Origin of the sequence: Streptomyces durmitorensis (assembly GCF_023498005.1) — a bacterium.
Lineage (GTDB): Bacteria > Actinomycetota > Actinomycetes > Streptomycetales > Streptomycetaceae > Streptomyces > Streptomyces durmitorensis.
Genome location: NZ_CP097289.1, coordinates 932,783 through 944,914, shown reverse-complemented (window position 1 = coordinate 944,914; position 12,132 = coordinate 932,783). Strand labels below are relative to the sequence as shown.

The 12,132-nt window shown below is 67.0% G+C and carries 17 protein-coding genes; all 17 read left to right on the top strand.

Annotated features, from left to right (window positions below; all coding sequences use genetic code 11):
- The first annotated feature begins 44 nt into the window (after nucleotides 1-44).
- The 17 genes from M4V62_RS04155 to M4V62_RS04080 all read left to right on the top strand — a co-directional run bounded on the left by M4V62_RS04155 (nucleotide 45) and on the right by M4V62_RS04080 (nucleotide 12,114).
- Nucleotides 45-404, top strand: coding sequence for a hypothetical protein (locus M4V62_RS04155; RefSeq protein ID WP_249585836.1), 360 nt, complete (start codon nucleotides 45-47; stop codon nucleotides 402-404).
- Between the two features lie 723 nt (nucleotides 405-1,127).
- Nucleotides 1,128-1,607: a phage terminase small subunit gene (locus M4V62_RS04150; RefSeq protein ID WP_249585835.1), complete on the top strand. Its 480-nt coding sequence runs from the start codon at nucleotides 1,128-1,130 to the stop codon at nucleotides 1,605-1,607.
- A gap of 242 nt (nucleotides 1,608-1,849) precedes the next feature.
- Nucleotides 1,850-2,374, top strand: a complete 525-nt coding sequence (locus M4V62_RS43835; protein ID WP_430626876.1) for an HNH endonuclease — start codon at nucleotides 1,850-1,852, stop codon at nucleotides 2,372-2,374.
- Nucleotides 2,371-2,604, top strand: a complete 234-nt coding sequence (locus tag M4V62_RS04145; RefSeq protein ID WP_249585834.1) for a hypothetical protein — start codon at nucleotides 2,371-2,373, stop codon at nucleotides 2,602-2,604. The genes M4V62_RS43835 and M4V62_RS04145 overlap by 4 nt, the downstream gene beginning before the upstream one ends.
- A 24-nt stretch (nucleotides 2,605-2,628) precedes the next feature.
- Nucleotides 2,629-4,017 carry a terminase gene (locus M4V62_RS04140; protein WP_249585833.1) on the top strand — a complete coding sequence of 463 codons (1,389 nt, stop codon included), beginning with the start codon at nucleotides 2,629-2,631 and terminating at the stop codon, nucleotides 4,015-4,017.
- Nucleotides 4,014-5,465 carry a phage portal protein gene (locus tag M4V62_RS04135; protein WP_249585832.1) on the top strand — a complete coding sequence of 484 codons (1,452 nt, stop codon included), beginning with the start codon at nucleotides 4,014-4,016 and terminating at the stop codon, nucleotides 5,463-5,465. Before M4V62_RS04140 ends, M4V62_RS04135 begins: the two co-directional genes overlap by 4 nt.
- Complete coding sequence (locus M4V62_RS04130; RefSeq protein ID WP_249585831.1) at nucleotides 5,443-6,264, top strand: VG15 protein; 822 nt, start codon at nucleotides 5,443-5,445, stop codon at nucleotides 6,262-6,264. Before M4V62_RS04135 ends, M4V62_RS04130 begins: the two co-directional genes overlap by 23 nt.
- A 61-nt stretch (nucleotides 6,265-6,325) precedes the next feature.
- Nucleotides 6,326-6,982, top strand: coding sequence for a hypothetical protein (locus tag M4V62_RS04125; protein WP_249585830.1), 657 nt, complete (start codon nucleotides 6,326-6,328; stop codon nucleotides 6,980-6,982).
- 18 nt (nucleotides 6,983-7,000) lie between these two features.
- On the top strand, nucleotides 7,001-7,960 hold the full coding sequence (locus tag M4V62_RS04120) for a phage major capsid protein (protein ID WP_249585829.1): 960 nt from the start codon (nucleotides 7,001-7,003) through the stop codon (nucleotides 7,958-7,960).
- Between the two features lie 35 nt (nucleotides 7,961-7,995).
- Nucleotides 7,996-8,985 carry a glycosyltransferase family 4 protein gene (locus tag M4V62_RS04115; RefSeq protein WP_249585828.1) on the top strand — a complete coding sequence of 330 codons (990 nt, stop codon included), beginning with the start codon at nucleotides 7,996-7,998 and terminating at the stop codon, nucleotides 8,983-8,985.
- A gap of 9 nt (nucleotides 8,986-8,994) precedes the next feature.
- Complete coding sequence (locus tag M4V62_RS04110; protein WP_249585827.1) at nucleotides 8,995-9,408, top strand: hypothetical protein; 414 nt, start codon at nucleotides 8,995-8,997, stop codon at nucleotides 9,406-9,408.
- A 128-nt stretch (nucleotides 9,409-9,536) separates the two neighbouring features.
- Nucleotides 9,537-9,770, top strand: a complete 234-nt coding sequence (locus M4V62_RS04105) for a hypothetical protein (RefSeq protein WP_249585826.1) — start codon at nucleotides 9,537-9,539, stop codon at nucleotides 9,768-9,770.
- A gap of 16 nt (nucleotides 9,771-9,786) precedes the next feature.
- Nucleotides 9,787-10,113 (top strand): HK97 gp10 family phage protein, encoded by a 327-nt coding sequence (locus M4V62_RS04100; RefSeq protein ID WP_249585825.1) that lies wholly within the window; start codon nucleotides 9,787-9,789, stop codon nucleotides 10,111-10,113.
- Complete coding sequence (locus M4V62_RS04095; protein WP_249585824.1) at nucleotides 10,113-10,511, top strand: hypothetical protein; 399 nt, start codon at nucleotides 10,113-10,115, stop codon at nucleotides 10,509-10,511. The genes M4V62_RS04100 and M4V62_RS04095 overlap by 1 nt, the downstream gene beginning before the upstream one ends.
- A 67-nt stretch (nucleotides 10,512-10,578) precedes the next feature.
- A complete protein-coding gene (locus M4V62_RS04090; protein ID WP_160502796.1) occupies nucleotides 10,579-11,163 on the top strand; it encodes a phage tail tube protein in 585 nt (194 codons plus the stop codon).
- Between the two features lie 94 nt (nucleotides 11,164-11,257).
- Complete coding sequence (locus M4V62_RS04085) at nucleotides 11,258-11,707, top strand: hypothetical protein (protein ID WP_249585823.1); 450 nt, start codon at nucleotides 11,258-11,260, stop codon at nucleotides 11,705-11,707.
- A gap of 56 nt (nucleotides 11,708-11,763) precedes the next feature.
- Nucleotides 11,764-12,114 (top strand): hypothetical protein, encoded by a 351-nt coding sequence (locus M4V62_RS04080; RefSeq protein WP_249585822.1) that lies wholly within the window; start codon nucleotides 11,764-11,766, stop codon nucleotides 12,112-12,114.
- Nucleotides 12,115-12,132: the final 18 nt, after the last annotated feature.

Here is a 12,132-nt window from a genome sequence, read left to right as displayed (position 1 = left end):
ACCCAGCCGATTCTGCGATCACATCGTGGCCAAGGCGGATCTCAATGGGCCTGCCGATCTTCAGGGCGTGTGCGGACCTTGCCATGATCGCAAGAGCAGTCGCGAGGGGAATGACGCGCAGCGCGCCAACCCGAAGCCCGGACGGCAACGGCCGGGCGAGCGCCATCCCGGACTCCTGTGAGGCGGTGACCATGCCGCGCTACCTGATCATCCACGCCGAACGACGCGGCGACGACACCCTCATCGAAGACGACCAGCTCACTGTCAAGTTCGACCCCCACTGGGTGACCCTCTTCGACAACGTCGGGCCGTGCTTCGCCGCACCCCGCGAGAAGATTCACGCCGTCATCCGGGTAGACGACCCGGAGCACGAAGACCAGAAGCCCGCGCCAGACGAGGAGTGATCCACGTGGCGAGCAAGGGACGAGGAAACCGCAGCCGGCGAGGGAACGCCGGGACCTTCACGGGCAGCCGAGCCAACGTCGGGCGGCGACGGTGACCAGCACGCTGCACGTCACTCCACTCCGTGACCTGGTCGACCATGACACCAGCACAGCCGAACCCGACTGCGTGTGCGGACCCGAGGGCAGGCCGGTAACCCGAGACGATGGGTCGACGGCATGGCTGCTGGTCCATCACTCCATCGACGGCAGGGAGCAGGCCGACCGCGAGGGGTAGGGCAGGCGGTGCCGCCACCCCCATGTGTTGCCCCCCTACCGGGGCAGGCGGGCAGGGCATGGGCAGGGCAGCGTCGGGGTGAGGCATGCATGTGCAGTGCTGCATGGTGATGCGATGGTGATCGCGTGAGAGTGATCAGTTGTTGATCGACGAATTGATCAATGATTGAAGTCGAAGAAGATTGAGAACAAAGATCGATTCGAGAGATCAACTGACGTGAGTAGCTAAGGCCTTAGGGAACACCATGGTCAACGGCACCGCCTGGATGATCCCTCAGTGATCTCTGGCTGATCCAAACGATCTCGGATTTGACTGTCGCGACGATCACGCCTCTGACCTGGGGGGATAGGCCTGACCTGCGGTTATGCGGATCGGGACCGTATACACGCTAAGGACGGCCCTGGGTCTGGGGACTTTGGATCTTGAGTTAAGGCGGGAGGTGAGCCTCTATGGCTGGCCGTGGACCCGCCCCTAAGGACCCGAAGCGCCGAGCTGGGCACAGTAAGGACCCGCACGCCCAGACGATCCTCCGCTTCGAGCAGGCCGAGCCGCCGGAGTTGCCGACGCTGTCGGTACTGAAGGACGGCGATCTGGTCGAGTACGCCTGGCCGGCGCGGACGCTGGATTGGTGGGAGATGTGGAAGGCCTCCCCGCAGGCCGAGCACTTCTCTTCGACCGACTGGGACTTCCTCCTCGATACGGCTGTCGTGCACGCCCGGCTGTGGTCCGGCGAGATGTCGGCGGCCGGCGAACTGCGGCTGAGGGTCGCCAAGTTCGGCGCGACTCCCGAGGACCGGGCCCGCCTGCGGATGCAGTTCGCTCAGGCTGACGAGGCGGACGGCAAGCGGCCCGACGGTGGCCGCTCGTCGAGGGAGCGTCGCGGCGTACTGAGGGCGCTTCCGCCCCCTCCTGGCGAGGCGAGCGGATAGAATCAACACATAGAACCCCGGCGGTAGTTGGAGCTACCCCGGGGCCGTGGCCAACCTGGTGAGAGGTTGACGTGAGTCAGCTTACCTGCGTCATTTGCGCTGCCCCGTTTGAGGGTCGCCGACCATCGAAGTACTGCACGTCGCGTTGCAAGTGGACGGCGGCGAACCGTAAGCGCTACAAGCGCCCCGACCGCTCATGCCCTGGATGCGGCACGGACCTGAGTCAACAACACGGCAGAGTGATGTTCTGCTCGAACGCGTGCCGAACTTGGGTGCGCAATGGACACACCGCCCTTCGATCCCCGGCGTCGGCCTGCGTGGAATGCGGCAAGGGCCTTTCAGGGATGCGAGCGAACGCAATCTACTGCACGCGTAAGTGCAAGAACGGCGCATCCGAGAAGCGGCGGGGTCGAGACGACGCCGCCCGCTACCAAGCCGAACGAGAGCGCCGTCTCGCATACGCCATCGCCTACGCCAAGGCGAACCCGCACGTGGGGCAGGCCGCCCGGAACCGTCGCAAGGCGTGGAAGCGCGATGCGGGAGTCTTCGCCTTTTCGGGCAGAGAGTGGCGCCGCCTTTGCGTCCGCCAGAGAGGCGAGTGCTTCTACTGCAAGGAACGCGCCGATCTAACGATGGATCACGTCATACCGCTCTCCAAGGGCGGACGGCATTCGATTGGGAACGTGATCCCAGCGTGCATCTCCTGTAACTCCTCCAAGTCAGACGCCTTCCTGGCGGTCTGGAAGATGAGGCGCCAAAGGGGGTGATCGTCATCCCCTGGAAACCACCTGAGCCTGGCGCAGTTCCGACGCTCGGCTACGGCGTGATCGACTGGATCTCGGAGATGCTGGCCGCTCCGGACCGCGGTGACTACGAGCCCTTTCTGCTGTATCCCGAGCAGGAGGACTTCGTCCTCCGGTACTACGAGATCAACCCCGGTACTGGGAAGCGTCGCTTCCGCCGTGGGGTGATCTCCCGGCCTCGCGGCTGGGGTTGAGGCAAGTCCCCATTCCTCGCCGCCTTGGCGATCGTTGAGGCTCTCGGCCCGGTCCTGCCGGACGGCTGGGATGCCGCGGGGCAGCCGGTCGGTAAGCCGTGGTCTGAGGTGCGGACGCCGTTGGTGCAGATCGCGGCGGTGTCGGAGACGCAGACGAAGAACACGTGGTCGCCTCTGCTGGAGATGCTCCAGGGTCCGGTGATTGACGCGTACCCGGGGCTGGAGCCGCTCGATACGTTCGTCAATCTGCCGCGGGGCCGGATTGAGCCGATCACATCGTCGGCGCGGACGGTGAAGGGCAATAAGCCGGTGTTCGCGGTGCTGGACCAGACCGAGGAGTGGGTGCGGTCGAACCGCGGGAACCGACTGGCGGAGACGATGCGGATCAACGCCGCGAAGATCGGCGGCACGACCATCGAGTCGCCGAACGCCTTCATCCCAGGCGAAGGCTCGGTGGCTGAGGAGTCTGCGGCATTCTGGGCGAAGATTCGCGAGGGTCGGGCACGGGACGACGGCCTCTTCTACGACCACCGTGAGGCGCCGCCCGAGACTGACATGACGGACCGCGTCTCGCTGGTGTCCGGGCTCTCGTACACCTACGGCGACTCGGCCGACCGCAACGGCGGCCATGTCGACTTGGACACCATCGTCGCCACGATCTGGGACCCCAGCACGGACCCCCAGACGGCACGGGCAGACTTCCTGAACCAGATCACACACGCTTCCGACTCGTGGATCTCGCAACCCGAGTGGGCTGGCGTTGCCGCGGCGGACAAGGTCGTCGGGCGCGGCGAGGAGATCGTCCTCGGCTTCGACGGTTCCCGCCGCCGCAACCGTGGCGTCACCGACGCCACCGCTCTCGTCGGCTGCCGAGTCTCGGACGGCCATCTGTTCCTCCTCGGTTGCTGGGAGCAGCCTGACGGGCCCTTCGGCCAGGACTGGCAGGTACCGACCATCGAGGTTCTGGCAGCTGTCGAGGACGCCTTCCGCGAGTACAAGGTCGTCGGCATGTACGCGGACCCGGCCAGGTGGGAGTCCCATGTGGCGAGGTGGGAGGCGGACCACGGCCGGCGGCTGAAGTTGAAGTCCTCGGTGCAGCATCCGATCGAGTGGTGGATGACGGGTGGCAGGTCGAACCAGATCGTGCGTGCGCTGGAGAAGTTCCGGTCGAGTGTCGTCGACGGCGAGCTGTCCCATGACGGGTCGAGCGTGTTGACGAGGCACATCCTCAACTCGCGGCGGCGCGAGTCGCGGAGCGGCATCCAGATCATGAAGGAGCATCCCGACAGTCCAAAGAAGATCGACGCCGCCATCGCTGCGGTCCTCGCCTGGCAGGCCCGCGTTGACGCGATGGCCAAGGGGCTCGGCAAGAAGAAGACAGGCAAGTCGGGACGGGTGGTGGTGCTGCGGTGACCGTCTCGATTCCTGATCTTCCGTTGGTGTATCTGTCGGATGACGAACTCGCCTTGATCAACATGTTGCGGGCGGACATGCTGCGTGACCGGCATGCGCTGCTGTTGCGGGATGCCTATTTCAACGGCGAGCAGCTGGTCCGCGACTTGGGTATCAGTATTCCGCCGCAGCTCAAGAGCCTGCACACGGTGATCGGTTGGCCGCGTGTAGGTGTCGAAAGCCTGGAGGAGCGTCTCGATTTGGAGGCGTTCCGTTGGGGGGATGGTTCGGACTCCAGCGAGCTGGACGAGATCGCCGACGCGAACGATCTGTTCGACGAGTCGAGTCTGGCTCATCTGGATTCTCTGGTGTATGGCCGCGAGTATCTGGCGGTCGGGTCGGGGGATTGTGGTACGGATGACTGCCCGCCGCTGATTTCGGCTGAGTCGCCGATGGACATGACGCTGATGTGGGATGCCCGTCTGCGGATGGGCACGGCAGCCCTGCGCGAGTGCGCGGCCGATGGCTTTGTGGAGTCGGGCCCCGAGGAGCGGATGATCGTCCTGTATCTGCCTGATCAGACGGTCACGGCTCTGCCGTCGCCGTCCGGTGGCTGGGAGGTCGTCGACCGGGACATTCACCGGCTGGGCGTCGTGCCGGTGGTGCGGATGGCGAACCGTCAGCGCACTGCGGACCGGGTCGGCAAGTCGGAGATCACCCCCGAGGTCATGTCGATCACGGACGCCGCCTGCCGGCGGCTGATGGGCATGGAGGTCGCGGCCGAGTTCTTCGGTGCCCCGCAGCGCTACATCCTGGGGGCGTCCGAGTCGGCGTTCCAGGACGCGGACGGTACGGCGAAGTCGGCGTGGGAGACGTACATCGGCCGGGTTCTCGCCTTGGAGCGGGACGAGGACGGCAACGTGCCGGACGTCGGTCAGTTCGCTGCGCATGATCCGACCGGCATGACGAAGATCATCGATCTGTATGCGCGGATCATGTCCAGCCAGTTCGGGCTGCCGCCGCACATGCTCGGCTACACCACCGACAATCCGGCTTCCGCGGACGCCATCCGTTCCACCGAAGCCAAGCTGGTCAAGCGCTCGGAGCGCCGCATCCGCCGGTACGGGGCGGCCTGGCAGCAGGCCATGCGCCTCGCTCTGTGGGTGCGGGACGGTGAGCCGCCGGAGAAGACCCGGCGGATCGAGACGGTGTGGCGCAACCCGGCGACACCGACGGTGGCCGCGCAGGCTGACGCCACGGTGAAGCTCGTCCAGGCCGGGATCCTCCCCGCCGACTCCGACGTCACGTTGGAGATGGCGGGACTCTCGGAGGGCCAGCGGCAGCGAGTCCGCGCGGATCGCCGGCGTGCGAACGGGCGGTCCGTGCTGGATCGCCTGGCAGCTCTGGGTGCTCCTGGCGATGAGGTTCAGTCTCCGGAGGTCGTCGATGGCGACGACAGTCTCGGATGATGGCGCCGGCGCGAACCGCCAGCGGCGCGTCCAGCGCGGCCTGACGCGGTATCTGATCCGGGACATGCGGACGCTGCGGCGTTTGATCCGCCCGCAGGATCTGGAAGGCACGGTGCCGGACTGGATTGAGGCGGTGCGCGCCCTGGTGGCGCAGTACGGCAACGCCTCGGCGACGGCGGCAGCGGACTTCTACGACGCCGAGCGGGTGGCCGCGAGGGTGACGGGACGGTTCACCGTTCCGCTGCTGGAGCCGCCCGCAGACGACAAGGTCAACAACAGTCTGCGGTGGGCGACGAAAGACCTCTGGCCCCGCGACCCGGACGACCCTGCTACCACCGAAGCCCAATTGCAACCGCTGGACGTGCGCCTGGATGCCGCCGAGAAGAAGGCCGAGGGCGCGGTCGAAAAGCTGGTCCTGGACCAGGGCCGGGGCACCCTCAGAGGTGCCGTGCAAGCGGATCGATCGGCGGTCGGCTACGCCCGCGCTGCCGCCCTTGGCGCGTGCTCCTTCTGCAAGCTGATGGCGGCGCGAGGCGCTACATACAAGGACCTGGACGCGGCTGGACGCACGGCCAACGCTTCGTTCGTCGGCGAGGACAGCGTCATCAAGTTCCATGACTGGTGCCACTGCCAACCGGTTCCGATCTTTAGAGGGCAGCAGTTCGAGCTGTCCGATCATGCCCGTGAGTGGGAGCGGCTGTACAAGCAGTACGCCGCTGGCCATTCCGGTAGCCAACTGGCCTGGTTCAGGCGGGCGCTGGCTGAGCACGACCAGTACCCACTCCCTGGATCCAACTGATCAACGGTCGCCCTGGTGGCGGCCTTTCTCATTTCCACAGCCCCTGGAGGGCCGATCCGTCATGCCTGAAGAGACCGAGCAGAGCGCCGAGCAGCAGACCGAGACCGGCACCGAGGAGGCCGTCGAGGAGACGGCGACCGAGGAGAACGGCACCACCGAGACCACGGAGGACGCCCCGGAGGCGGACCCCGAGGTCGAGGAAAAGCCGTTCGACCGGAAGAAGTTCGAAGCAGCGCTGCGCAAGAAGAACAGCGAGGCGGAGAACCTCCGCAAGCGGCTCAAGGAGCAGGAGCCGCTGCTGGCTGAGCTCAAGAAGCGTAAGGAAGCGGACCTGTCCGAGTCCGAGCGCCTCACCGAGCAGCTGACGGCAGCGCAGGAGCAGATCGCCAAGACCCGGCAGCGGCTTGTCCGCAGCCAGGTGCAGGCCCTGGCCGGCGTCGCGACGGACAGCCGGGCGGCGTTCGCTGATCCGGCGGATGCGTTCGGCGAGCTCGATTTCGACTCGTATATCGACGGCGATGGCGACATCGACGAGGCGGCCATTGAGGCCGACCTTCAGGCGCTTTTGGAGCGCAAGCCGCACTGGGCGAAGCCCCAGCCCCAGGAGGGCCCGCGGCGTCCGGCACCGGATCGCACTCAGGCGTCCGGCGCCAACAAGCAACGGTCCCCCAGCCCCGCTGACGAGTTCGCGGGGTTCCTTCATGCGCAGCTGAAGTAGCTGCCGAAAGCAGGAATCATGGTGGCTACGGCCCCGATCAAGCTGAGTGATGTCAACGCGTCGCTCCTGCCGCGGACCCTCGCCGGTCCCATCTTCGAGAAGAGCGTCGAGCAGTCGGCGGTGATGGCGCTGGCGCGTCCGGCGCCGCTGGCGATCGACGCGACCACATCCATTCCGATCCCGATGGACGTGCCGGTCGCCGACTGGGTCGGCCAGGCCGCCCGGAAGCCGCTGTCGAGCGGCGGCGTCAGCATCAAGCAGATGACCGCGAAGAAGGTCGCTGTCCTCATTCCCGTGGCCGAAGAGGTCGCGATGACCAACGCGGGCGGCCTGTACACGCAGCTGCAGCGGGATCTACCGACGGCGTTCGCCCGCGCTTTCGACCACGCGGCGATCCACGGCCTCACCATGAAGGGCGCTGCCGGCCCGTTCGACGACTATCTCGCGGAGACCACCAACTCGGTGGCTCTCGGCACTGCCGATCAGGCGGACGGCGGGGTGTGGGCGGATTTCGTCAACGGCATGGGGCTCGTCATCAACGACGACTGGGACTACACCGGCACGGTGGCGGACCACCGGCTGAAGCCGCGTCTGCTGCTCGCGACGGACACCACCGGCCGCCCGATCCTCGTTGACACCACGGTGCCAGGCACGCAGATGGCGTCGGCCGGAACTCTGATCGGTGAGCCGCTGGCCTACTCGCGGAGCGTGTCGGGCAAGCAGCGCCGACAGTCCACCTCGTCGGACACGGGACTGCGCGCGATCGGCGGCGACTGGTCGCAGGCCGCCTACGGCGTCGGCATGGACATTACGGTCAGGATCTCCAAGGAGGCGACCTACGTCGACGAGGACGGCGGCGTCCACTCGGCGTTCCAGGAGAACCTCGTTCTCATCCTCGCCGAGGCGTTCTACGGCTACGTGCAGGGTGACGCGCAGGCGTTCGTCAAGTACACCGGCACGGCGGGCTCCTCCTCGTGACGCAGGCCCGCAGCGGCGGGAAGAGCAGCCGGGCGATGCAGATCGTTGCCCGGCTGCATGCCGCCCCGCCCCGGCACAATGCGGGCGCAGAGTGGATGGCCTGGTCGATGTTCCGGGCTCTCGTCGAGCGCGGGCACGAGGTCACGGTATGGCTGTCGCGCTACGGAGAAGATCACAAGCCGTATGAGCTGGACGGCGTCAAGGTGATCCCGCTGGAGTCCCGTCTGGACTTCGCGACAGCGGTCCGGCGCGGCGACGTGCTGGTGTCTCACCTGGAGAATGTTCCCTCGACCGCCGCATTGTCCCGCGGCTACGGGAAGCCGTTTGTGGCGATCTGCCACAACACGTTCACGCCGACGTTTCGGGACATGGCTTCGGGGTCGACAGCCTTGGCGGTCTACAACTCGCAGTGGATGGCCCGAGAGGCCGAGCTGCACTTCGTGGACCACCCGAAGGGCGTCCGGCCCGAACGGTCGATCGTCGTCCGCCCGCCGGTGTTCGCCGAGGAGTATGCGACGAAGCCCGGCGACCGGGTGACGCTGATCAACACCAACCCCGACAAGGGCGGGCGGCTGTTCCACAAGCTCGCCAAGCGCATGCCCGACACCAAGTTCATGGCGGTGAAGGGCTCCTACGGGGAGCAGACCGACTACTCGGATCTCCCTAACGTGCTGGAGGTCGAGCACGTCTCGGGGCACGACATGCGGGAACAGGTGTATGCCCGCACCCGGCTGCTGTTGATGCCATCGCTGTACGAGTCGTGGGGCCGGGCAGGCTGCGAGGCACTCGCCTCCGGGATACCGGTCTTGGCTCATCCAACGCCGGGTTTGTGTGAGGCGCTGGCCGAAGGCGGGATCTTCCTGGAGCGGGAGGATCTGGACGGTTATGAGGCCGTGATCCGGAAGCTTGGTTCGGCGTCCGCTTACCGGCTCGCCAGTAAGCGGGCCAAGGCCCGCTCTGCCGAGCTCGATCCGTCAGCCGATCTGGCTGCCTGGTGCGAAGCCGTGGAGGCCCTGCCCGCCTAGGAGGCTGCTGTGGCATTCGAGATCCCGACAGCTGAGGATCTGGGCCTGTACCTGGACTTGGAAGAGATCGGTGGGGACAGGGCGGCACTCCTGATCCGGCAGGCCATCAACCTGTGCCAGACGGTGGTGAAGCCTCTCCCAGAGGGCGCCGAGGCCGTCGTCCTGTCGGTCGCTGGCCGGGCCTACACCAATCCGCAGCAGGTCTCTTACGAGACGATCGGCCCCATGTCGGTGCAGCGCCCGACCGGTTCGGGCGGCCTGTATCTGACCAAGGCCGACAAGTCGGCACTCAAGTCGCTGGCGGGTCGGGGCGGGGCGTTCACGGTCGACCCGACACCGGAGACGGCGGATCCGTCGCCGACCTGGCCGATCGACGATGCCGGGTTCGCCGACGAGTTCGAGCCTGGCTGGGGTTACACCTGATGCCCGGCCCGTACCCCTACGGGGAGACGGTGGTGCGCCTGAGGCGTGGGCCGTCGCCGGGCAAGGATCCACGAGGGCAACCGATTCCCGGCCCGCTGTTGGACCAGCCGGTGAGGGGCTGCGTTGTGGTGCCCCGCCAGTCCACGCCGACAGTCGGCGGGGATGAGCAGCAGGCCCGCGACACCGTGATTGTCGGCTTCACCGTGTATGCGCCGTCGGGCACTGACTGGCGCACAACCGACCGGGTGCGGATCCGCGGCGAGGTCTGCGAGATCACCGGCGAGCCCGGCGACTGGGGTCAGAGCCCGTTCACCGGCACTCGCGGCCCGATGCAGTTCGCTGCCGACCGCGTGACGGGCTAGCCGACCGGAGGTGGTCATGGCTGCACGGTTCAAGATGTCCAACAAGGGCGTGGGGCAGCTACTCCGCTCGGAGATGATCCGGGTGGAGATGGTGCGCCGGGCCGAGCTCGTCAAGTCGGTGGCCGAGTCGATCGCCCCCGTCGGCGGTGCATCGGATCCGCATCCGGGCCACTACAAGGGCAGCTTCAACGTCACCAGCACGCGACGTGGTGGCCGCCGCAGGGACCGGGCCACCGCCACCGTCACCAACACGGCCTACTACGCCCGGTTCGTGGAGTACGGCACCGAGAAGGTGCACGCCCACCACGTGCTGCTCCGTGCCGCACAGGCAGGTGGCCGCTGATGGCCGCCGTCGGGTCGGTGGACGTCGAGTTGGAGCTCATCGGCCGCACGCAGGCCTACGTGGGCAGCAGGGCTGCCGTCCGGGATGAGCTCGACAACAACCTGCTCAACGAGCTGCCCACGATCCAGATCGAAGTGATCAACGGTGACGACGACGGCTTCCGGCTCGACCGTGCCCTCGTCGACTTCAACGTCTACGCCGCTACCAGGGCGGAAGCGATCGCTCTGGCGGCCGAGTTGCACGGCTGGATCCTCACGCAGCTCAGCGGGTCCACCAGCGCGACCGCCGTGATCGGCAGAACGGGCACCATCTCCCGCCCTGCTGTCCGCCCCTACGAGAACACCTCGCTTCGCCGCGTCGGCGGCACCTACGAGATCTACAGCCACCCGGTCTCCTGACCGTTTGCGGGCCCGCGCCCCCCTGATCCCGCCCGTGCGCGGGCTTCACGCATGTCTGGAGACAACGATGGTCAACATCACCCGCGCCGCCGATTTGACGGTTATCGGAGCAAATGGAGGGGGTTGGGTAGGCGACACGGGCACTACTGCGCCTGCGTCGCCTCTCGTTCAGCCGCTCTCTCCGTGGGAGCCGCTCGGCGCGATCTCGGACGACGGTCTGACCTACGGATTCGACGAGGACAGTCAGGAGTTCACCCCCTGGGGTCTGACGTCGCCGTTCCGCACGCAGATCACCAAGTCCGTCCGCACGTTCAAGGTCACCCTGTGGGAGACCGCCCGCGTCGCCGTCCAGTCGATCATGTACCGGATTCCGGCCGCCGAACTGGAGCCCGTCTCCGGCATCACGAGCTTCGCGGAGACCGCGAGCCCGGTGCCGGACCGCCGCGCCTGGTGGTTCCTCGTCATGGACGGAGACACCGCCAAGGGCTTCTACGTCCCCCAGGGTGAAGTCTCCGACCGCTCCGACGTGACGTTCAAGCAGGACGAGATGTCCGGCTACGAGATCACCGTCACCGCCTACCCGGACGCTGCTGGGAACACCGTCTACCACACGGACTCGGTCCCGGCGACGCCCGACTACACCGGCTCCTGACCCCCTCTGACTGGTGGACGGGCTGCGCACGCGGGCCCGGCCCGTCCACCTCCCTTCCCACGCCCGCGCCATAGACGAACGAGAGGCCCGCGCCATGGCTGCCAATGCCAGGACCGCAACCGCCCGCACGAAGCCCGCCGCCCGCAAGAAGACTGCTGCCGCCCGGCCGCCCCGCAAGACGGACGTCGTCGTCCCGGACGTCGAGCCCGATGAGGACTACGACGACGAGGACGACGACGCCGCCGAAGCCCAGGAGTCCGAGGCGCTCGGTGGCTACGTGACTGCCCGGCTGCGTGGCGAGGAGCTGCGGGTTCTGCCGCCGATGGTGTGGAGGCAGTCGTGGAACCGGCTGTTGAACTCGGGCCAGATCGACGCTTTCGCCGAGCTTGCCATCCACCCGGACGACTTCGAGGTGTATGAGGAACTCGACCCGACGAATGGGGAGTTCGGCGAGTTCATCGGTGAGGCCAGCGAGCAGGCGCCGGAGAGCCAGGGAAAATCGCGTGGACCCAACAGGTCTACGAGGCGCATGCGGAGGCGGTAGAGGCCGATCTCTGGCGCTTCTACCAGCGTGACGTCCTGGACGTGCACCGCGGGTTGATGACGTGGCGGCAGCTGCGGGTCCTGATCCAGCATCTGCCGCCCGAGTCATCAACGATGACCGCGCTCCGCAACAAGCTCTCGGGCGAGGAGCTGACGGAGCAGGCGGAGAAGGGTGAGCCGGAGAAGGGGCGCTGGTCTCAGCTGGAGCAGCTAACGGCCTCCGTGCTGGATGCGGTCCGGCGCCTGGAGTACGTGACGATCTGCGCCAACACGGAGAAGAAGCGCGACCAGCCTGAGCCTCCGACGCCTACGCCCCGACCGGGCGCGAAGCCGCGTAAGCCGAAGCCGAAGATCACCGAGCAGGCCGCTGAGCGTCTCTTCGAGCTCATCAACGGGGGCGCCGCGTAGCGCTGCGAGGGGAGGCCC